Raw genomic sequence first — 21,993 nt, forward strand, 5'->3', positions numbered from 1 at the left:
GGAGGCGGTGCAGGTGGTGGCGGAGCTGGCCGCCGACGCAGTGCTGCACGGCCGGGTCAGGGGAAGGGACTTCCGGCTCGGTCTGCGGCCTCGTACAAGGGGATCACGAAGAACTTCGCCTTCGACAGGAAGACCGGGTCACTGGTCATCGACGGCCGCGGCGTCTACCTGTGGAAGGTCGACGGCGGCCGGTTCCGGTACCAGGGCGTGGCGCCGTTCCAGGTGTCCACCTGATGGGGCGCTGATGGAGCCGCTGCGCGGCGCCGACCCGGCCAGGATCGCGGGCTACCGGCTGCTGCGCCGTCTGGGCGCGGGCGGCATGGGCGTGGTGTACCTGGCACGCTCCGGACCGGGCTCACTGGCCGCGTTGAAGGTCATCCGCGCCGCGCATGCGGACGATCCGGGCTTCCGGGCCCGTTTCCGCCGTGAGGTGGAGACGGCCGGCCGGGTCGCCAGCCCCTGGGTCGTACCGCTGCTCGACGCGGACCCGGACGCGGAGTCGCCGTGGCTCGCCACGGCGTTCGTGCCGGGCCCCTCACTGGCGGAGTCGGTCGAGGAGTGCGGGCCGCTCCCGCACCGCTCGGTGCGGTTCCTGGGGGCCCGCCTCGCCGAGGCGCTGGAGGCCGTGCACGGGGCGGGTCTGGTGCACCGGGACGTCAAGCCGGGCAATGTGCTGCTCGCGGTCGACGGACCGCGGGTGATCGACTTCGGTATCGCCCGGATGCCGGAGGACACCGCGCTCACCGCCAGCGGGATGGTGGTCGGCTCCCCCGGATTCCTCTCCCCCGAACAGGCTCAGGGACGGGGCAGGGAGATCGGCCCGGCGAGCGACGTCTTCTCGCTCGGCTGTCTGCTCGCATTCGCCGCGACGGGCGAACGCCCCTTCGGCCGGGGTTCCGCGGCCGAGATGCTGGCGCGTACGGTCCACGACGAGCCGGACCTGGACGGTGTACCGGCGCCATTGCTCCCGCTGCTGCGGGACTGTCTGGCGAAGGAGCCGGGCTCCCGGCCCGCCGTGGCCGACATCCGGCGAACCCTGGACGGAACGGAGCCTCACGATCGGGACCGCGAGGGCGGGGGCTGGTTGCCCGAATCGTCCACCCGGCTGATAGCTCGCCGTTCGACCACCGCTCTCGCCCTGCCCGCCGTCGAGGCGACCGAGGTGTCCGGTGCTCCGCCCGGCATCGACACCGTGCCGGGCTCACAGGAGCCGCCGAAGCGCCCCATGCGACGCCGTTTCCTGGTGCTGGGATCGGCCGCCGGGGTCCTGGCAGCGGGCGCGACGGCGGCCTGGTGGACGGCGGACCGCCCCGGTCGCGCACCGACGCGGGGCGGCGGCACCCGGCTTCCACGACTGGTGGTCGCCCTGCACGCCGATCTGACGGGAGGACACAAGACGGCAGGACTCGCCCAGGAGGACGGTGTCCGGCTCGCCGTCGACCGTCTCAACTCCCGTACCGACCGCGGCTTCGACCTCGCGCTCCAGGTGCACGACGACGCGGGCAGCCCGACCCGGGCGCAACGGATCGCGCGGCAACTCGCGGCCGACGACCGGGTCCGCGCGGTGATCGGGCCGACCACCGACGCCTGTGCCGAGGCCGTCCTCGCCGAATACCAGAGAGCACTGCTGCCCATGGTCACCGTGTCGGTCGGGCTCGACTCGGTGTCCTCCGTCAAGTACCGGACGTACGCGGCCACCCGGCCACCCGACCACAACTTGGCGGCGCCCCTGGTCGCGTACCTCGTCCGCACCGCCCGGGCCCGCAGGACGCTGTTGATCGACGACGCGGCCGAGGGCGACTTCAGCTGGAACATCTGCACCTGGGTGAGTGAGGCCATGCGCTCCGGGCGGCACTCGACGACCCGGCGTACCCTCGCCGCCGAGGACGACGCCGCCGGCGACTTCCGTGACCTCGCCGAGTCGGTATCCGACACGGAAGCGGACGCGGTGGTGTTCGCCGGTGGACCTGCGCGCGCCGCGAAACTGGCGCTCGCGCTGCGCGGCGCCGGCTACTCGGGGGCGCGACTGGCCACCCAGCGCGCTCTCGACCCCCGCTTCCTCACCTCGGCGGGCGCCGCCGCCGAGGGATGGGTCTTCGCCACCACCTTCCTCGATCCGACGCGTGTGACGGCCGCGAAGTCCTTCGTCACCGCCTACCGCGAACGCTTCGGCACCGCCCCGCCCTGGTACTCCGCCGAGGCCTACGACGCGGCGCTCTTCGTCGGCCGCGCGATGACGACGCTGGGTGCGTCCCGCGCGGAACGCGGCGCGATCGTGGGACGGCTGCGCGACATCGACTACCACGGGATCACCAAGCGGCTGCGCAACACGTCGTCGAGCAACGGGTACACCATGAAGGCGCTGTACCTCTTCCAGGCATCCGGCAGCCGCTTCCGCTTTCTCGGCCAGTACGAGGACGCCACGGCCTGAGCCGCACACGGCCGTCGCGGACCGTCGTTGTTCAGCGGTCGAAGACGGCCGGACTTCAGGTGCGGCGACACGAGCCGGCCGGACCGCCCGACCGCGTCACGCATCCTCGGCTGCCTCCACGTAGGTCCAGCTGTGCCGGAGGTTTCCGTGTTCCCGGCGGTCGACGCGAGTGACGTCGGGCCCTCCGTTGCTGCGTGAGAGCAATCCGCTGATCAGCGTGCGGTACGCGAGGAAGAGCGTCACGGCCCCGGTCACGGTGAAGGCGGTGCCGGGCCCCCATCCCGTGCCCGTGGCAGTGCGGATCACGTGGAGGAAACCGTAGCCGCTCAGGACCGCCGCCAGGGCACACACCTTCCACAACCACCCGTGCATGCGCCGCTCGCGGCAGACTTCGGCGAACGACGGGAGGGCGACCAGGAGTTGAGCGCCGCAGTGGTCGCACGTCTCGTGGGACTCGTTCCTGCGCTCGCGGAAGCGTTCCAGACGGCCGGTGGTGGCGTTGGTGAGGGCAATCGTCCGGGTCAGCTTGTCACCGGCCTCCTTGGTGACCATGTGCGTGATTCTGTACTCGAAGATCCCCGACACCTCTGCGGCCACGGCTCCCGCCCCTTCCCCCGGTCCGGTACAGCCTCGATTCTCCTGCGGTCGCGGCGACGTACCGCGGGATCACACCACCTGGAACAACCCTGTGACGCCAGAGGGAAGTACTGCCGACGAAGTACTGCCGCCGCCCTTCGGCCAGGTACCGGGTCCGCCACTTCGGCAGGCACTCGTGGAGGATGCAGAGAGCGGTCAGCGGAACGACGCGGCGACGGTGGCTCTTCGGATCGTCGTCGTAACGGTGGCTCTTCGGATCGTTGTCGTGGAGGACGCCACGGCGGCGCTGGGTCTGCTGCCGGACGTACAGGACGCGGCTTTCGAGGTCGAGGTCCGACCGGCGAAGGCCGATGATCTCGCCCCGTCGGAGACCCATGGCAATGGCGAGCACGAAGGCCGTGCGGTGCGGGTCCTTGCGGGAGGCGGCGAGAAAGTCGAGCATCTCGCCCAGGGTCCAGGCCTTGACCTCTGGGTTGTCGGTGCGAGGCGGCTCCACCGGCTTGGCGACCTTGCCCGTGACCAGCTCCTCGCGGCACGCGGAGGACAGCGCCGAGCGCAGAACTCGATGCGACTCCTCGGGTTGTCGGAAACACACGTGGCGGGTGCTCGTTCGGCGCACCGCCGTCATGGCCGACTTTCGGTGGCTCAGGTCGGAACTCGGCCTGCCCGGGCCCCGCGTCAGGGCGCGACGGTGCCAGGGGCGAGTTCGTGCAGATCGCGCGGAACCTCTCGTTGAACCGGAGCCCGGCCGGCTTGGCCACATGCCGGGCCAGGTCCCCGCACCGTTCCGGGTCCGCGCTCGTGCGCAGGGAGGTGACCACGGTGCGCGCGTCGGTGGCGACCAGCTGCTGTCGGGCCAGTACGGCGATCGCCCGGTCCTCCAGATCCCGCTCAAGATCGTCGACTTTCGCATCGGTCGCGATGACGCTCTCGGCCAGCAGACGGTCGGCGTCCAAGAGGTCGGTGGTGGCCCGGCCGAGCGCGTAACCCACCGGTCGAGCCATCTCGACCAGTGCATCGCTCAGCGTGGCCGGCCTCGCGATACGCCTCGCGCATCGCGTTTCCCTCTCACAGTGTGTGCGTCCGATTACCGTCTGATGCCAGATTTCCGCACCCGTTCCGGAGGCTCCTGCCTGCCCTACGGACGCCTGCCCCGCCCGTGAGCGGGGCGGTCTGCGTCTGCACCGGGCCTGCAGCGCAGCGCGACCAGCGCGGCGTCGTCGTGGAGCCGGCCCCCTGCGTGGGCGAGCAGATCGCGCCGGAGGTGATGCAGCAGCGTTTCGGGATTGCTGCCGCCCCACTGGGCGGCCCGCTGCGCGAGCTCGTAGAAGGCTCCAGTGGCGTCGCGGGCCTCGATGACACCGTCGGTGTAGAGCAGGAGGGTGTCGCCGGGCGCGAAGGAGAAGACATCGAGGGTGTAGTCCACCGGCACCGGACCGCTGACCCCGAGCGGGGGCGCGGGATGGACGGGAATCGTCACGGCGCTGCCGTGGCTGAGCAGCAGAGGTGGCGGATGTCCGCAGCTGACGACCCTGGTAACGGGGCCTTCATCGGGCATCTCCACCAGCAGCACCGTGGCGAACCGTTCGCCCTCCTCCCCGTCGGGCTCCAAGTGGGCCAGATTGCGGTCCGCGCTCTGTTCCAGGGCGGCGGCCAGCGCAGGCAGGGTGGTGTGCTGGTGAGCGGCCTCGCGGAAGGCCCCGATCAGCAGGGCGGCCTCGCCGATGGCGGACAGCCCCTTGCCTCGCACGTCACCGATCATGACCCGCACACAGCTGTCGAGGCACGTGGCTGCGTACAGGTCACCTCCGATCTGTGCTTCGTCCTCGGCGGCCAGGTACAGGCAGGCGATCTGTACCGGGCCGATCTGCCCAGGCAGGGGCCACAGCAGAGCGTGCTGCGTGGCCTCGGCGACCGAGCGCACCTGGGCCAGCTGGCGACGGTGACGCTCGCGCAACACGCAGAAGAAGACGATCAGGGCTGAGAGCACCGCCAGGGCGAGGATCTGCACCAGCACGTTCCGGGAGAACAGGACGCCGAAGTGCCACCCGATGTAGCCCTGCGCTCCCACGGCCAGGAACCCGATCAACCCGGTCAGCCAGGGACCGGCGAACGAGGCGGTGATCGCAGGAGCAATGACCAGTAGCGGACCGAGGTGGATGTCGGCCGGGACCAACTGGTCCACCGCCGTGATCACCACGATGAGCACGACCGGGATCACCAGCAGCGCATGGCTTGACTGCCACGGCGGCCGCACACCAGCCCAGCCTCGCCGTATGTCCACGGCTCCACACTGCACCGTGACGTGGGCGTTCGCGAACCCTCGCGAAACCCCAGCTGAGGACCGCGCCTTCCAGCAGGTGTCGAAGAGCCGACAGGCATGGTGAGTGTCCGAGTGCGTGACAGCGCCGACGCACAGTGCCGGACCTACGCAGACGTCCGCGGACCGTCGCAGCAGTGAGAGGAGGAGCGGGTCAGGACCAGACGGCCGCCCCGATTGCTTCGGGACGAAGCGGTCTGCTCGGGGTCTCCTCGTGGGGTCGGACAAGCACGCGGAAGGCTGCGGGCACGTTGCGCACGGCTTTGCGTGTCCAAGTGAGTTTCTTGGTCGGGATACGGCACGGACGTCCGCTTCCGTACACGTCATGCCCTTCGGATGTCCCCGCACGGACCGCATGCCGCCCCCCTCCCGCACTGCCTGAGGAGAACCCTTGTTCAGACGCTCGGCCCGTCCGGCCCGTACGGTCACTGCGGCAGCCGCCGCAATCGCCGCCTCCAGCGCGCTCACCGCCACGGCCATAGAGCCCGCCTCGGCGCACACGCCCGGGCACCCTGCCGCCCGGCACGTCCTGCTGCTGTCCGTCGACGGCCTGCACCAGTCCGACCTGGCCTGGTACATCGCCCGCCATCCGCACTCGGCGCTCGCCCGGCTCGCCAACGGCGGCGTGGAGTACACGCACGCGAGAACCGTCGTCCCCTCCGACTCGTTCCCCGGCATGGTCGGCCAGATCATCGGCGGCAACCCAGGCACCACGGGCGTCTACTACGACGACAGCTACGACGCCGCCCTGCTCCCGGCCGGCACCACCCAGTGCGCGGGCGCCAAGCCCGGCGCCGAGGTCGACCTGACCGAGGACCTCGACAAGAACAAGGACTCCATCGACGCGGGCCAGGGCCTGACCGGACTGCCCGGCAGCATCCTGAAGATGACCGGTCGGGCCGCGAGCCTCATCGACCCGACGAAGCTGCCGGTCGACCCGAAGTCCTGCGCACCGGTCTCCCCGCACGCGTACCTCCGGGTGAACACGGTCTTCGACGTGGCCCGCAAGGCCGGGCTGCGGACCGCGTGGTCCGACAAGCACGTGGCGTACGACATCCTCAACGGCCCCTCGGGCAACGGCATCCAGGACCTGTTCGCCCCCGAGATCAACAGCACCGCCATCGGCTACCCCACGGGCGACGACTGGACCAAGGACAACGCGGCGACCGAGCAGTACGACGGCTACAAGGTGCAGGCCGTGCTCAACGAGATCGACGGCAACGACCACAGCGGCACCCACAAGGTCGGCACCCCGGCGGTATTCGGCATGAACTTCCAGTCCGTGTCGACCGCCCAGAAGCTGCCCACCTCCGACGGACTGGCCGGGGGCTACAAGGCAAAGGGCGTGCCCGGCCCGCTGCTGGAGAAGAACCTCGCCTTCGTCGACAGGGAAGTCGGCGCGTTCGTCGCCGAGCTCCGCGAGCGGCACCTGGACGGCAGCACCACGGTCGTCCTGTCCGCCAAGCACGGCCAGTCGCCGACCGACCCGAAGGCGCTCACCCGCATCGACGACGGCCCCCTCCTGGACGGCCTCAACGCTGCCTGGAAGAAGGCTCACCCGGGCTCCGGCGACCTGGTCGCGCACGCGGTGGACGACGACGCCATGCTGATCTGGCTCACCGACCGGTCGAAGGCCGCCACCGACTTCGCCAAGGCGTACCTGCTCGCCCAGCCCGGCAACGGCAACGGCATCGACGGCAACGCCAAGCCCTTCACGGCGAGCGGCCTGAAGACCCTGTATGCGGGCGCGGACTCCGCCCGGTACTTCCACGCGAAGCCGGGTGACTCCCGCGTGCCCGACCTGTTCGGCATCACCCAATACGGCGTCGTCTACACCGGCGGCCAGAAGAAGGTCGCCGAGCACGGCGGCGCCCACGCCGACGACCTCGACGTCCCGCTCGTCGTCTCCGGCGCCGTCACCCCGCACGACGTCCGGGTCGCCGCCCCGGTCGAGACGACCCAGATCGCCCCGACCATCCTGCGGCTCCTCGGTCTCGACCCGCGGGCCCTGGACGCCGTACGCGCCCAGCACACCCCCGCACTGCCGGTGCGCTGACCTCACGGTCTGCGGGCTGGGGAGCCGCTCCCTGGGGCTCCCCAGCCTGGCCGGTCCACACGCGGGTCGCGGATCCTCGGGCGCGGACGACACGGCCGCCGGCGCATGGGGAAACCCTGAAGTCGCAGATCGCCCAGGGGCTTTCGGAGCTCGGGGGGATCACCGTGCACTGCGCGGTTCGCCGAGGCGCTGGGCCTACGGCAGTGGAGGATTTGCCCGAGTGGGCGTGCTCCTCGGGCGGCGTGACCTTGGGACCGCCACCGGGGGTGCAGGTGTACCGGGCGATGGTCACGATCACGAGACCGCCGATGCCGTTGGCACGGCGCAGCGTGGTGCCGCCCGCCTCGCACCGTCGGCGGTCACGCAACAGGACCTCCTGGTCGGGAAGGAACGTGCTGATGATTTGCGTCAGTTGGCGGTGATCCAGGTGCCCTTGTCCGGGTGCCAGTGGATGGTGGCCTTCTGGAAGCGCTGCGCTTTGCCGCCGCCGGCCTCGTCCAACTCGTCCGTGGTCGGGTAACCCAGGACGCTCTCGTGCCCCGCCGCATGGAAGGCGTCGTAGATCGCGTCGTGCACGACGTGCGTGCCCGTGGCCGGGGACCACAGGAACAGCCCCCGCTCGAAGAACTGATAACGCCCCCGGGTCCCGTCCGGCGCCCGTGACGCATCGGCCTCATCCATGGTCGGGAAACCCCAGCGCCGCTCCGCGTCCGTCGCCCAGAACGCGCTCAGGATGTCGCCGTAGACCGCGTAGGCCACATCCGGATGCCACAGGATGATCCCGTTCTGGAACTGCTGGAAGCGCCCGTCCAGCGAAGCATCGCGTTCGCCGCGGATCGGCCGTCCCAGTGGGCTGCTCGGACCGCCCAGGCTGTCGTACTTGACCGCGATGGTGCCGTACGGCACGAGGTCGTCCAGTTTGTTGTAGCGGCGGGGGGCGAACCCGCGGAGCCCGTCGGTCCAGGCCTGTTCCTCGGCCACGTGTCCGAAGTCGTACTCCTCACGGACCACCGGTTGGGTGTGGGCCGCGTCCGCCCAGCGGACGAACAGTGCCACGTGGTCGGTGCCGCCCGAGTCCCGCAGCAGGGCGTCACCGGGTTGCAAGTCGTCGGCCGGGATGTCGAACGTGACGTTCCACAGGTCCCAGGTGGTGAGGGAGCTGCTCAGATGCCAGGCCATGGACACATAGCCCGAGCAGTCCGGGCGGTAGCATCCGAACTGGTTGTTGTGACAGCCGGTCTGGCTGTATGGCACCTGTTCGTCGATCCACGACCATGCGCGCTCCAACACCTCGCCCCGCCCGATCGGCTCGTCGGGGGTTGACGCGCTCGCGGCCGGTACTGCGCAGAAGGTGGCCGCGAGGGTCGCCAGCGTCAAAGCCGCAATGCGACGCACCGTGCGGTGAAGGAACCTCAAGGAGTTCTCCTGTTCAGTTGGCGGTGATCCAGGTGCCCTTGTCCGGGTGCCAGTGGATGGTGGCCTTCTGGAAGCGCTGCGCTTTGCCGCCGCCGGCCTCGTCCAACTCGTCCGTGGTCGGGTAACCCAGGACGCTCTCGTGCCCCGCCGCATGGAAGGCGTCGTAGATCGCGTCATGCACGACGTGCGTGCCCGTGGCCGGGGACCACAGGAACAGCCCCCGCTCGAAGAACTGATAACGCCCCCGGGTCCCGTCCGGCGCCCGTGACGCATCAGCCTCGTCCATGGTCGGGAAACCCCAGCGCCGCTCCGCGTCCGTCGCCCAGAACGCGCTCAGGATGTCGCCGTAGACCGCGTAGGCCACATCCGGACGCCACAGGATGATCCCGTTCTGGAACTGCTGGAAGCGCCCGTCCAGCGAGGCTGCCTCCTCGGCCCGGACCGGCCGGCCGAGGACGCCGCCAGGGCCGCCCATGCTGTCGTATTTCGCCCCGATCGTGCCGTAGGGCTGGAACGCCTCGTCCTCCAGCGCCCGGGCAATGTCCTCCGCCTGGTCGTACCGCTCCGGGTACGCGGAGCGTTGGACGGCCTGGGCGAGCTGCCCGGCGGTGCCGCCCTCCATGCCGGGCTCCATCTGCAGGGCCACCTCGAAGAACTTTCCCGCCGCGTAGTCGACGTCCATGACCTGTTCGGGGGAGCCCCAGCCCTGCGAGGGGCGCTGCTGGAAGACGCCGAGCGAATCCCGGTCCCCGCACGACAGGTTGTTCATCCGGGATTCGACCCAGCCTGTCTCGAAGCCGGCGAGCATGACCTTCTCGGACACGTTCATGCGCTGGCCGACCTCGTAGACCTTGCGGGTGACCGCGATGTCCCGCTCCGGAGGGACGGAGCAGTACAGCGTGGCGGGGGCGGCGTGGTTCAGGGCGCCGGGGATGTCCTTCAAGGGCTTTGCGCTCTGGGCGCCCGCCGGGGTGCCGCTCAGTGCGGTCAGGACCATGAGGGCGAGCAGGGCTATGCTGCCCGGTCTTGCGCGTCGTAAGCGGACGCCACTCATCTGTTCCTCCTGTGCCGGGGATGTGCCGAAGGGGGGATACGGAATGCGGACTACGGGTTGATGCCGTCGTACTGCAGTACTCGGTAGGGCGACTGGTCGGGCTGCCCGTTCCACTGCGACACGATCAAGGTCAGGGAGTGGGGGCCGACGCTGCCCGGGTGGATGTATCCGCCGTAGAGGAACGGGAGTTGGGGCTTGCCCCAGTGGTTCGGCGGCCAGGCGGCGTTGCCGACGATCTGCGGCTTCGGCGCGCTCCACACGGCATCGGGCCGGGGAGCGGTGCGGGTGCAGATCGAGTAGTCGGTGACGTCGAAGTAGCTCATGCAGTACGTGGTGCCGATGCGCTTCACCGAGAACTCGCCGATGTTGTTCCCGGACAGGATGGTCGAAGGCTGGACTGCCCGGGTCCATTGCCAGCGGGCGTCGAGGTAGGCCCAGTTCTCCTGGGCTCCGAAGTTGCCTGCGCGGAACTCTTCCGGCCGGATGCGGAAGAGCTGGATCGCCCCGCCGTCACCGGTGTTGCGGTGGCTGCCGTTCCAGCGTTTGGAGAAGATGTACAACCAGCCGTCCGGGTCGATGCCCGCGAACGACCACATCCCGTACATGGACTGGTTCACCCCCTGGGTGTCACCCGCCCAGTGGTAGGGGTAGTCGTGCCAGGTCACGCCATGGTCGTCGGAGTAGGCGACGCCGGACATCCGTGAGCCGTCGTAGCCCGCGGGCGGCTGCCAGACCTCCACGGAGGTGTACTGGATGTACGTGCGGCCGCCGAACTCGATGCAGTCGTTCGGGATGCGGCTGACCTCGAAGCCGTGCCCGTTGTCGGCGTTGTGCTGGTAGTCGAAGAGCTGCCGGGCGGCACCTCCCGTGGGCATGGCCCAGGTGAACGAGATCGGGGTCGCGCCGGAGGCATCGAAGTCGGCCTGGTTCAGCATGACCGGAGAGCCGAGGTAGTCGCCTCGCAACCCTGGTTCGGTGAAGGAGTCGCCGAAGACGTAGCCCCAGGTGTTGTCGTGCTCCCGGTAGTAGGGGATGGCGAGATCCCCCGATCCCAGCCCCTGCGAGCTCGCCGAGTCGCCGGGCTGTTCGCACAGGGGTGCGCCGAGCTGGGCCGCGGCGGCGCGTGGAGCGGCGGCAATCGAGCTGCCCAGCGCGCCGGCGCTCAGGGCGACGCCCGCGCCGGCTCTCAGCAGCGATCTGCGGGTGAGCGGGAGGCGGTCGGGGCGTGCGGGGTTGGACATGGTCGGCCCTCCAGGGGCGGCTCACCGCGGCGAACGCGGTGTCAAGTCGGGGGATGCAGTCCGCGGGCGCTGTGCTGGGTGTTCCGTGTCTCCTCACGCTTCCGCCGGCGCCGGGGCATCACGGGGCGCTCGCTGCGTCACGGCTCCGGGAACGGTCCAGGCGGTCGGCAGCGGCACGTTCATCCTGGCGAGCGGCGCTGAAAGGACGATGAAATCCCGATTCACCGCCCGGATACGGCGGTGCGGTGAGGAGAAAGGGCCACCGTGGAGCGGGCCGGGGACGGAAGGAGTCGTACCGCTCCCCGGCCCGTGCCGGTCATTGATGGCGGTTCGCCGGGCGTTGTCACGTTGTGGGGTCTGGGCGAGTAGGTCGACCACAAGAGGATCGCCCGCGTCATGCGCCGGATCGCCCCGGCCGGACTGCGGCTGCGCCGCAAGCATCCACCTCCGACGCGGATCCGGCCGCCGCGAAGGCAGCCGACCTGATCGGCCGTAACTTCACTGCCTCGGTGGTGAACACGAAGTACGTCGTCGACATCACGTGTCTCCCGCCGGACGGAGCCATCGTGCACACCGACCACGACGCCCAGTACACAAGCCGGGCATTCACCGACGGCCGCGGCCGGGCCGGGGTGGAGCCTCGCACAATGCGGCCTCATCTCCAGTGGACGTGACAGGGTCTGCGTACTTGCCGGTCACTCGAGGTCGTGTAGGTCACCGGGCGGCAATGGCACCCCCGGGCACGGCGGCATCATCGAGATTTCATCGGTTCTCCTTAGCCTGGCCGCGTTCGGACAGAGGCCGCTACCACTGGGGAAGGACGGCTCGATGGCGCGGAGAAGATTCAGATCGAGGTTACCGATGGCGGTCATGACCGCGGTCGCCATGATGAGCACCATGGCCGCTACCGGGTCACCGGCCGCCGAACAGGGGCCGGACAAGCCGACGATCCGTTACACCGAGTACGGAATCCCGCACATCATCGCCTCGAGCTGGGAGGGGCTGGGAACGGGCTACGGATATGCCGCAGCCAAGGACAACATTTGCACCTTGGCCGACACGTATCTGACGGTCAACGCCCAGCGGTCCCGCTATCTGGGGCCCGACGGCAAGGCGAGTCCCGGCGAGCACCAGAACAGCACCACCAATCTCAACAGTGACCTGTACTTCCAGCGGATCAATGACAACCGGGTGGTGGAACGGCTGCTCGAGCAGCCCGCACCCAACGGGCCGGAGCCGGAGGTCAAAGAGGCGATTCGCGGCTATGTCCAGGGATACAACAGGTACTTGGCCGAGACGGGCGTGAACAACATCTCCGACCCGGCCTGCCGTGGTGCGGCCTGGGTGCGGCCCATCACTGAGCTGGACGTCTACCGGCACGCGCACGCCGAGATCATCATGGGCAGTGCCGATGCGCTGCTGGACGGTGAGGTGAACGCCGCACCCCCGGGGGCGTCGGCCGCCGCACGGCCGGCGCCCTCTGCCGCACAGACCGCGAAGAAGATCCGCGACGCGATGGCGGTGAACCGTCAACAGAGCATGGGAAGCAACGCGTTGGCGGTCGGCTCGCAGGGCGTGTCCGGCGGCACCAGCATGATGCTGGCCAATCCGCACTTTCCGTGGCAGGGCAAGAACCGGATGTGGCAGAGCCAGCTGACGATCCCGGGGAAGGTCAATGTCTCCGGGGCCAGCCTGCTGGGGTTGCCCGGGGTGACCATCGGCCACAACAACGACGTCGCCTGGAGCCACACGATCGCCACGGTGGCGCCGTTCGGCCTTTTCGACGTGCAGGTGGATCCGCTGAACCCGACCAACTACCTGGTGGACGGCACCTGGCAACGGATGACCTCGCAGCAGGTCGCTGTCGACGTGCTGAACGCGGACGGCTCCATCGGCAAGGTGACCAGGACGTTGTGGTCCACTCGTTACGGCCCGATCACCACATCGATCCTGGGCGTCTCGTTGCCCTGGGTGGTCAGCGCCCACGCGGTACGCGACGCGAACATGGACAACCTGCGGGCGTTGAACACCTGGTTCCACCTCGACCAGGCCAAGGACGTCAACGACGTGGTGAACACCTTGGAGACCACGCAGGGCGTCCCCTTCTTCAACACCGTCGCCTCCGACCGCAAGGGCAACGCGCTGTACGCGGACATTCAGGCCACCCCGAACATCACCGACGAGCACGCTCGGTCGTGCCTCACCGAGACCGGGAAACTGCTGTTCAACCAGGTGCTACGCCGGCCGAACGTGCCGCCGGTCTCCGTCTTCGACGGCAAGCGCAGTGAGTGCGACTGGCCCAACGATCCCAACGCGGTCGCGCCGGGGCTGCTGGACCCGCACCAGCAGCCCCGCCTCATCCGGTCCGACTTCGTGGGCAACGCCAACGACAGCGCCTGGCTGGCCAACCCCGAGCAGCCACTGTCCTTCCCCAGGGTGATGGGCGACACGGCGGCGCCCCGGTCGCTGCGCACCCAGGAGCTCATCCTGACCGCGCAGAACCGGATCAACGGCACCGATGGCTTGCCCGGCAAGGGCTTCACACCGGAGAACATGCGGCAGTTGCTGTTCGCCGACAAGAGCAGGGCGGCCGATCTGGCCCTCAACTCCACGGTGACGATGTGTCAGAATCAACCCTTCGGGACCATCCTGGTGGACGGCAACCTGGTCAACGTGAGCGAGGCATGTCCGATCCTGGCCGCCTGGAAGAATCACGATTACACGGCGGACAGCCGGGGGTCCTGGCTGTTCGCGTATTACTGGTCCTTCCTGCTCGGTGGGCAGGGCATCGAGAAACTGCCGTGGCGGGTTCCTTTCGACCCCAAGGACCCGGTGCACACGCCCAACTCGCTGGACTCGGGCAGCTCCGCCGTCCGTGATGCGTTCGGCCGTGCGGTTCTCGCACTGCGCAAGGCGGGCATTCCGCTGAACGCGCCGCTCTCGGACATCCAGAAGATCACCCGCAACGGTGAGCAGATCCCGATCCACGGCTCGATCAGCGAACTCGGTGTGCTGAACGTGATAACTCCCGGTCAGGTCGACGGCAAACTGGACGTGGTCTTCGGGTCCAGTTTCATCCAGGAGGTGCGGTTCACCGCAGACGGCCCGCCACAGACCTCCTCCGTACTGGCCTATTCACAGTCGGCCAACCCGAACTCGCCGCACTACGCCGATCAGACCAAGCTGTTCTCGGCGGGCCAGTGGGTGACCGAGCGGTTCACCGAGGAGCAAATCGCGGCCTCACCGGAATTGGAGGTCAAGGTCCTGGACTGAGATCGACATGTGAGCACGCCGGAACGTCGATGGCGGCCTCCGGCGTGCTCTTTCATCGGGAGCCTCACCGCTTCCCGATACATCTGACGCAGCACAACAAAAAGGCTCACGAGGAGGCACGCTGTGGCAAGGACATCGCATGGATGGCAGCTGGTGGCGGCATGGATGGTCGCCGTCGTGGCCATGATCATGCCGGCCGGTCCGGCGCAGGCAGCTGACCGCACCGCGCCGCCACCGATGGCGAACGGATTCGGCCTGACCCAGGTCGACACGGCCGTCGGCGGTCCCACCAACTTCTACATCACTGTGACCACGCCCGAGGTCACGGGCAAACACCACATCAAAATCATTCTGCCGAGCGGCTACTACGACGACCCGGGCAGACGCTACCCGGTGCTGTACTTCCTGCACGGTTCACCTGACGACCCGATCCAGCAGACCTATCCGGCGCTGACCATGTCGGACTCGATGATCACCGTCATTCCGGACGGCGGCGCCCGGGGCTGGTACGCCAACTGGCTCAACCAGAAGACTCAGCTCGGTGCCCAGAACTGGGAGAACTTCCACCTCAAGCAGGTGATCCCGTTCATCGACGCGAACCTGCGGACCATTCCCACCAAGAAGGCCAGGGCCATCGCCGGTGTCTCCATGGGCGGGTTCGGCGCCTTCCACTACGCCCAGGACCGTCCCGACCTGTTCAGCCAGACCGCATCCCTGTCAGGAGACCTCGATATGTCGGCCAAGTCCATGGACCTGCGGCTGACCGTCGTTGCCTCCCTCATCGATGCGACGGGCGCGATCTGCGGCTCGTCATCCGGAGCCTGTGACCCCAACAACGACCCCTACAAGCCCGGCGTGGACAGCGACGCTCTGTTCGGCTCGCCCTACCCGGTGTTCAACGCCGACTGGCGGTGGAACGAGGTCGACCCGGCAGCGCACATGGACAAACTTGCCGGAGTCGGGGTCTCCATCTACGTGGGCAACGCAGGACTGGAGTTCTGGCTCGAAGGCGCGGCCAAGCACGCCAAGGACAGCATGGACGCTCTGGGCATGCCCTACTACTACGTCGACTACGGCGACGGTTCCGCCTGGGGCACCCAATGCAACGGCGACCACAACGCCGGCTGCTGGGAACAGGACCTCCAGGACCTGATCCCCAGGCTGGAGAGGGCCTTCGCCTCCTGACCGTCCAGAGCCGCTGGTGGCGAGTGGCGGTGGCGGTGGCGGTGGCGGTGGCGGTGGCGGTGGCAACATCCTGGCCCAGCCGCAGCGGTACTCCGACCTCCGGTGCACGATGGTGATCCTGCACTCCGTGAGCCGCAGCCTTCCCGTTCGGCGAGCGGCTCGGCAGATCGGCCAGGAGTTCCCCGCGATACGGGTCCGGCGCCCGGGAACACACAGGGATCGCCTCTGTCTGTTCACCTGCCCGATCCGCCGTCCCGACGTCTCGCTCGCCGATCCGGCGCAGGGGTGCACATCCACCGCGCCGGGGCGCCACCGCGGCGGTGTCATGTCGGCGGACCCGGTTGGCCGGAGCCGCCGGGGCCCGGTTGCCCGCGGCGGTGCAGGCCGTCGACGGTGCGGGCGAGTTCCCCGGGGTCGGTGCGGGAGCGGGCGACGGCCCGCTCGAACCGGTCGCGCGCCTGGGTGAGGTCTTCCGTCGCTGCGTGGTGCCAGCCCAGCCGGTTGCGGATCTCGGCCTCCAGCCTGGTGCCGGACCGTTCGCCGACCGCCGCAAGTGCCCGGTGGTGGAGTTCCGTCGCCACTGCCAAGTTGCCCAGGCGCTCCTCGGCAGTGGCCAGTCTGCCGAGGACCGCGGCGTACAGCGGGACGTCCCCCACACGCTCGGCGAGTCCGGCGGCCCTGCGGAGCGCGTCGGCAGCCTCCGCATACCGCCCACGGTCGAGCTGGAGCGTCCCCATGCGGAACAGTGTCTTGCTCAGGATCCTGGGGCTGCCGATCTTCTCGGCGAGGATGACCGATGCCGCGTAGCAGTCGTGCGCCGTGTCATGCTCTCCCACCTGATGGTGGATGGCGCCGACGTTGGCCAGGTACATGACGGTGAGCCAGTCGTCCTCCGTTGTCCGGGCAAGGTCCGCGGATTCGGCCAGGAGCGCGGCGGCCTCGGCCGGTTCCCCCGCCGCGTTGGCGAAGATCCCGAGCGAACCCATGGCACGGGCCTGCTCGATGAGGTCTCCGGTTCGACGACTGATCTCCAGGGCGTCCCTCAGCCAGCGGCGCGCCTGCTCGTAGTGGCCCTGCAGGCCGTGCGCTATGCCCATACAGGTGCGCAGTTCGGAGACCATCCGCTGGTCGGTGGCCTGCTCCGTGAGCGGCAGCGCGATCTCGATGGCGGTCCGGCACTCGTGGTACCGGCCCTGCCGGGTGAGGTAGTCGCACAGGCCCTCGGCGAGCCAGCAGGCGTCGTCCACGTGCCCCACGGCCGCCGCGTGACCGATCACGTCGATCAGCTCGCCGCCCACCGCGTCCAGCCAGGCCGACGCCTCCTCCCAGTCCGCGAAGGGCGCGGTGTCCGGCCGCGGGCCGGTCGGGAAGGCGGAGGGGCCCCAGTCGCTTGCGCGACGGGCGGCGAGCACGTAGAGCCGGAACACCCCGGTCCGGGCCGCCGCGACTTCCGCGGGGTACGCGCCGGCGACGCGCCGGGCGTAGACCGCGACCAGGTCGTGCAGGCGGTAACGGCCCGCGCCCGCCTGCTGCACGAGACTTGCCTCGACCAGGCTCTCCAGGGCACGCTCGGCGTTCGGTGGTGTGAGGTCGAGCATGGCGGCCAGCGTCAGCCGGTCGACCTCTACGGTCGGCGACAGGCCCAACGCGCGGAACGCGCGTCGTTCGGCGGCCGGAAGCTGCTCGTAGGAGACCCGGAAGGCCGCCTCCACGCTGCGGTCCTCCACCGCGAGCTCGCCGAGCCGGTGCTCGTCGTCAGCCAGCCGGGCCGCCATGCGCTCCAGCGCCCACGACGGGCGGCTCTGTATGCGAGCCCCGACGACGCGCAGGGCCAGCGGCAGCCGGTCGCAGAGGCGAGCCAGCTCGCGCACCGCCGCACGCTCGGGGTCGGAGCCCGGACCGCCGACGATGCTGGTCAGCAGGGCCACCGCCTCGTCGATGTGAAGCGGCGCCAGCGAGACCCTGCGGTCGGCGTCCAGCCCGGTCAGCCGCTGCCGGCTGGTCACCAGCACGAGGCTGCCGGGACCGGCGGGCAGCAGGGGGCGCACCTGTTCTGCGGCGGATGCGTCATCGACCACCACGATCAGCCGGAGGGCGGCGGTCGCGGCCCTCCATGACGCGGCCAGCCCGTCGAGGTCCTCCGATGACTCGTCGTCGCCTTCGCCGGCGTCGCCGACTGCCCGCAGCAATCGGCGCAGCACGCGGTGCGGCATCGCTGCTTCCCGCCCCTCGCGGTGGCCGTGGAGGTCCACGAACAGGCAGCCGTCCGGATGGCGCTCCCGCATCGCACGCGCGGCGCGCACCACCAGGGCGGTCTTGCCGACCCCGGCCATGCCGTCCACCGCGCGGACCGTCACCACCTGCCCATCGACCGGCGCGAGGAGCATGTCGAGTTCACGGTCCCGCCCCGTGAAGCCGCCGACGTCGACCGGTAGTTCATTACGCACGCGTCGGAGTGGGCGAGCGGCTGCGGGCCGCCGGTCCGTCGACTGGCCTGGCCGTGGCGATGCGCCGTCCGCCGACCGGCGCGGGCGTGGCGACGCACCGATGAGGAACGTTTCATCAGCGCGCAGCACCGCCTCGTGCACCCGCCGCAGTTCACCGCCCGGCTCCGCCCCCTGTTCCCTCACCAGGCGACGGCGCACCTTGGCGAAGACAGCCAGCGCATCGGCCTGCCGGTTGCCGGCGTAGAGGGCACGCATCAACAGGGCGGCCATGGACTCGTTGTGCGGATGCGTCTCGGTCAGAGCGAACAGCTCTCCCACGACCTCGGCGTGGCAGCCCAGCTGCAGCTGGCACTCCACCTTGTCCTGCACCAGTGCGAGCCTGTGTTCCGTCAGCCGGAAGCGCTCTCCCTGGGCGAACGGCCCTGGGATCTCGGCCAGGGGATCGCCCAGGAACAGCTCCAGGGCGGTGGACCACGCGCCCACCGCGGCGTCCAGGTCACCGGAGTCCCGCGCGGCGTGCGCCTCGGCGACGATCTCCGTCAGCCGAGCCACGTCCATCGAGACGTTCTGCGGGTCGAACCGGTAGCCACCCCGGTCGGTGACGATCACGGAGCCGGAGGGGCTTGCTCCCTCAGTGCCCAGACGTCTGCGCAGCTGGTGCACATAGACCGGGATCACCTTGGCGCCCGTGCCCGGCGGCTCCGGACCCCATACTCCGTCGAGCAGCTGCTGCCGGCTGACGGTCGTGCCCGGCCGCAGCAGCAGCGCCGTCAGCAGAGCCTGCTGGCGAACCGGACCGAGCTCCAGCTGCACGTCGCCGCGCCAGGCCCGGAGCGGACCGAGCACGGCGAACCGGAGCCGGCTGCCGCCCGTTGGCGACTCCCCCCTCGATAACACGCAGGGGAGTATAGGCCCAGGATCCCGCGTTCCCCGGGGGACATGGTCGCCAAGTGGACGGTGTTCAAGCCCGTCGAGCCCGCCCGATGGGTGGACGTTGCTTCGATCCGGAGAGCCGTTGTGGTCGCAAGACCGGGGCGTCCGGCACGGATTCAGCCTCCAGACTCACACCGCCGCCCCCGACCGGAGCGCTCAGCACAGGTTGATCACCACCACTGGCACGAAGGCGACCTTCAGGGTCGGATCGTCGGCCGCGACCCATCGGGAGGCGAGGCTGAGCGACGGGCCGGTTCATGGCCACATGATTGCCCGGCAGTGACCGGTACCTGAACCGGCAGTCATCGGTACCTGAGGGGTCCGCGTTCTTGGACCACGGCCGACACGGACTCGGTCACCTCGCTGGGCTCCTCGTGGAGGTGCGGCGCCAGGGCTGCGTCGGTGTGGATCAGCACGTCATGACACCGATCGCCCGGCACGGCGGGACAAGCCCGGACCTCACCGGAGCCGACGGCGCCGGCGCCGGCGCCCAGTGGTCCTGCGGCGGTCGTCGCATCCTGGCGGGCGACGGCTCCCGGCGAGGTGAGCACGGCCCACCGGCCGTGGCATTCCTCACTGTCCGCGTTCGCCGCGTGATCCGCTGATGTGGGCGAAGCGACTCCCGGTGTTATTCAATGAGGTGTGCCGTCAGGGATCTCGGGGCCCCGTCGGACGGGTCCGAGTACGGCCCCGGCGGTGCACCGGAGATTGCTGAGAGAGCCGCATGGACTCCACACCCTCCCCTTCGTCCTCCTCGCCGTTCGACCTGGTCAGCAGCGCCCTGGGGCGCTACATCCCGAGCGGCGGAGCGGCAGCGGCACCCGGTCCTGCCGACGCCCAGGGCGACCGCACCACCAGCCGACGCGTACCCGACAACGCGGCAGCCGGCCGTCAGGATCAGATTCTCGGCGCGGTCAACCTGGACAGGGACCTGAGAATCAGCCGCTGCAATCTGGACGCCCCCGTGTTCGCGGGTCTGAACGCCGTGGTCGGGAGCCCTTTCGCCGATCTCCTGCCTCCCGGGGACGTACCGACGGTCACGCGGCGGTTGCGGCAGGTCCTGGAAACCGGTGAGGCGCACGTCGCCCGGATCCAGCGCCTGCAGCGCGGCGACGGGTCGGAGCTGGTGGTCTCGCTGAGCATCCTTCCGGCCGCGGTGCCCCAGGACGGCCTGACCGTCTCCGTGATCGCCATGGCCAGGAGGCTGCACCTGTACGCCGCCGAGACCGCGATCGGCACCTCGCTGGACATCGGCGAGACCGCGCAGTCGCTGGCGGAGTCCCTGCTGGCCTGGGGAGACGTCGCCGCCATCGACCTCGACTTCGCCGTGTGGACGGGCGAGGGGGTCACCGAGCAGGCACAGGGGCGCATCCGGCTGCGGCGGGCGGCCCTGGTGCCGGACCGGGCGTGGCCCGAGGGCTACGTGACTCCGGGCGACGATCTTCCCAGCGACGCGAGTCGCCTGCTGGCGCAGGCGGTACGGCGGGACGATGCCCCGCAGGCCATCGTCATACCCGACCGGGAGGCGGTCGAGCGGGTGCTCGGCAGTCCGCGAGTGATGCGTGCCCTGGTGCCCGGTGACCGGTCGGCGGGTGTGGCATGCATACCGCTGATCCTGGACGGCGCGCCGCCTGTCGTACTGGGCGTGGCGGAGGTCTGGCGGCGGGCGGACTCCCCCTTCCGCGACAGCGAGCTGTTCGACCTGCAGGAACTGGTGGCCAGGACCGTCCATCACGTCGACCTGGCCCGTCAGCACCAGCGCGAGCACAAGCAGGTGCTGGCATTGCAGCGCCGGCTGCTGCCCCGGAGCGGCGGCGACACCATCGAGATCGCCAGTGTCTACCAGCCCGCCACCCCCGACAGCGCAGGCGTCGGCGGTGACTGGGTGAACAGCTTTCCGCTGCCGGACGGCCGTACCGCACTGGTGGTCGGTGACGTTGTCGGACACGGACTGGGAGCCGCGGCAACCATGGGCCAGCTGAGCATGGAGGCCCGTGCGCTGCTGTCCGCGGGGCTGGCGCCCGACGAGGTGCTGGAGCACCTGGACGAGACCGTGACGCTGCTGGACGACGCGGAGTCCGGGCTGGCGGCCGGATACAGCGCCCTCGGGTCGACCTGCTGCATCGCCCTCTACGACCCGGTCAGCCACCACGTGGCGCTGTCCAGCGCCGGCCACCTCCCCCCGGTCCTGGTGTCCCCGGACGGGCACGCGGGCCCGCTCGCGGTCCACCCTCATCCCGGCCTGGGCACCGAGTTCGCGCTGCGGGAGCCGTTCCACGTGCACACGTTCGGCGCACCCCCGGGCTCCCTGCTCGCCCTCTACACCGACGGCCTGGTGGAGGATCCGGCCGTGTCGATCGACGAGGGCATCGGCAGGCTGGCGGACGCCGTGTCCACGGTGCACCCCTGGGACGCCCTGCAGCAGGCCGCACGGCGCGTCGTCTCCGCGCTGGCGCCCGTGCGCCAGCGCGACGACGTGAGCCTGCTGCTCGCGCGCATGATCGGCTACCGCAAGGGGGACACCGCGACCTGGCGGCTGCCCGCCCGCGACGACGCGCCCGCCCGTGCCCGCGCGCTGGTCTCCGCGCTGCTGCGGCGATGGGACGCCAGGGACGACACCCTGGACAACGTACCGCTGCTGGTCAGCGAGCTGGTCACGAACGCGGTGCGCTACGCCACCGGTCCCATCACGGTACGGCTGATCAGGGCCGGTCACGGCATGCTGTGCGAGGTGGGCGACACCGGCAACGGCAGGCCACGTCTGAGCCGGGGCGGCCTCCTCGACGACGGCGGTCGTGGCCTGTACATCGTGCACAGGCTCACCACCCGGTGGGGGGTGCGGTGGACGGACACCGGCAAGGTGGTCTGGGCGGAAGTCTCGAGGTGAGGCGACTGCGGGGCGGGGGCCCGACCACCGTACGGGCGCGCGACGACGGTACGGGCGGCGGCGTGCGCGTCAGCCGGCGCCACCGACGGCACGGACGGCGCCCTCACCGGCACCGGTGTCGTGACCGGTGATGCGGGCGGCCCGTTCGCCGGT

12 protein-coding genes and 3 pseudogenes are annotated in these 21,993 nt (G+C 70.0%); 6 read left to right on the plus strand and 9 right to left on the minus strand.

Going from position 1 to position 21,993, the window contains the following annotated elements; genetic code table 11:
- Both AB0H32_RS00005 and AB0H32_RS00010 read left to right on the plus strand, forming a co-directional pair.
- Positions 1-234, plus strand: a pseudogene (locus AB0H32_RS00005) (hypothetical protein); the annotation flags it as partial.
- A 10-nt stretch (positions 235-244) separates the two neighbouring features.
- A complete protein-coding gene (locus AB0H32_RS00010) occupies positions 245-2,431 on the plus strand; it encodes a bifunctional serine/threonine-protein kinase/ABC transporter substrate-binding protein (protein WP_361111572.1) in 2,187 nt (728 codons plus the stop codon).
- Between the two features lie 96 nt (positions 2,432-2,527).
- Here the strand turns inward: AB0H32_RS00010 and AB0H32_RS00015 are convergent, their stop codons facing one another.
- From AB0H32_RS00015 to AB0H32_RS00030, 4 genes and pseudogenes are all read right to left on the minus strand, one after another.
- Positions 2,528-2,983: a hypothetical protein gene (locus tag AB0H32_RS00015; RefSeq protein ID WP_361111575.1), complete on the minus strand. Its 456-nt coding sequence runs from the start codon at positions 2,981-2,983 to the stop codon at positions 2,528-2,530.
- A 226-nt stretch (positions 2,984-3,209) separates the two neighbouring features.
- Positions 3,210-3,605, minus strand: a pseudogene (locus AB0H32_RS00020) (tyrosine-type recombinase/integrase); the annotation flags it as partial.
- Between the two features lie 131 nt (positions 3,606-3,736).
- Positions 3,737-4,084: pseudogene (locus AB0H32_RS00025) on the minus strand (PhoU domain-containing protein); the annotation flags it as partial.
- Between the two features lie 82 nt (positions 4,085-4,166).
- On the minus strand, positions 4,167-5,306 hold the full coding sequence (locus AB0H32_RS00030; RefSeq protein WP_361112207.1) for a PP2C family protein-serine/threonine phosphatase: 1,140 nt from the start codon (positions 5,304-5,306) through the stop codon (positions 4,167-4,169).
- A 433-nt stretch (positions 5,307-5,739) separates the two neighbouring features.
- Between AB0H32_RS00030 and AB0H32_RS00035 the strand changes: the two genes are divergently transcribed.
- Complete coding sequence (locus AB0H32_RS00035) at positions 5,740-7,404, plus strand: alkaline phosphatase family protein (RefSeq protein WP_361111578.1); 1,665 nt, start codon at positions 5,740-5,742, stop codon at positions 7,402-7,404.
- A 408-nt stretch (positions 7,405-7,812) separates the two neighbouring features.
- Here AB0H32_RS00035 and AB0H32_RS00040 read toward each other — a convergent pair whose 3' ends face one another.
- From AB0H32_RS00040 to AB0H32_RS00055, 4 genes are all read right to left on the minus strand, one after another.
- Positions 7,813-8,820 (minus strand): hypothetical protein, encoded by a 1,008-nt coding sequence (locus AB0H32_RS00040; protein WP_361111581.1) that lies wholly within the window; start codon positions 8,818-8,820, stop codon positions 7,813-7,815.
- Positions 8,821-8,833: 13 nt separating this feature from the next.
- The gene (locus AB0H32_RS00045) at positions 8,834-9,874 is read right to left on the minus strand and encodes a hypothetical protein (RefSeq protein WP_361111584.1); all 1,041 of its coding nucleotides are present in this window, start codon (positions 9,872-9,874) and stop codon (positions 8,834-8,836) included.
- 50 nt (positions 9,875-9,924) lie between these two features.
- Entirely contained in the window at positions 9,925-11,115 is a 1,191-nt protein-coding gene (locus AB0H32_RS00050; RefSeq protein ID WP_361111587.1) for a DUF4185 domain-containing protein, read from the minus strand.
- A gap of 695 nt (positions 11,116-11,810) precedes the next feature.
- Positions 11,811-12,002 carry a hypothetical protein gene (locus AB0H32_RS00055; protein ID WP_361112248.1) on the minus strand — a complete coding sequence of 64 codons (192 nt, stop codon included), beginning with the start codon at positions 12,000-12,002 and terminating at the stop codon, positions 11,811-11,813.
- On the opposite strand from AB0H32_RS00055, the gene AB0H32_RS00060 reads away from it, so the two are divergent.
- Together AB0H32_RS00060 and AB0H32_RS00065 are read left to right on the plus strand one after the other, a co-directional pair.
- Positions 11,944-14,388, plus strand: coding sequence for a penicillin acylase family protein (locus AB0H32_RS00060; RefSeq protein WP_361111590.1), 2,445 nt, complete (start codon positions 11,944-11,946; stop codon positions 14,386-14,388). The two genes, AB0H32_RS00055 and AB0H32_RS00060, sit on opposite strands and share 59 nt — an antisense overlap.
- A gap of 165 nt (positions 14,389-14,553) precedes the next feature.
- Entirely contained in the window at positions 14,554-15,573 is a 1,020-nt protein-coding gene (locus AB0H32_RS00065) for an alpha/beta hydrolase-fold protein (protein WP_361112210.1), read from the plus strand.
- Positions 15,574-15,896: 323 nt separating this feature from the next.
- Here AB0H32_RS00065 and AB0H32_RS00070 read toward each other — a convergent pair whose 3' ends face one another.
- On the minus strand, positions 15,897-18,917 hold the full coding sequence (locus AB0H32_RS00070; protein ID WP_361111593.1) for a BTAD domain-containing putative transcriptional regulator: 3,021 nt from the start codon (positions 18,915-18,917) through the stop codon (positions 15,897-15,899).
- Between the two features lie 760 nt (positions 18,918-19,677).
- On the opposite strand from AB0H32_RS00070, the gene AB0H32_RS00075 reads away from it, so the two are divergent.
- Positions 19,678-21,840 (plus strand): SpoIIE family protein phosphatase, encoded by a 2,163-nt coding sequence (locus AB0H32_RS00075; RefSeq protein WP_361111596.1) that lies wholly within the window; start codon positions 19,678-19,680, stop codon positions 21,838-21,840.
- Positions 21,841-21,993 lie beyond the last annotated feature (153 nt).

The sequence above is a fragment of the Streptomyces sp. NPDC020362 genome, assembly GCF_040642095.1.
In the GTDB taxonomy this organism is placed as follows: Bacteria; Actinomycetota; Actinomycetes; order Streptomycetales; family Streptomycetaceae; genus Streptomyces.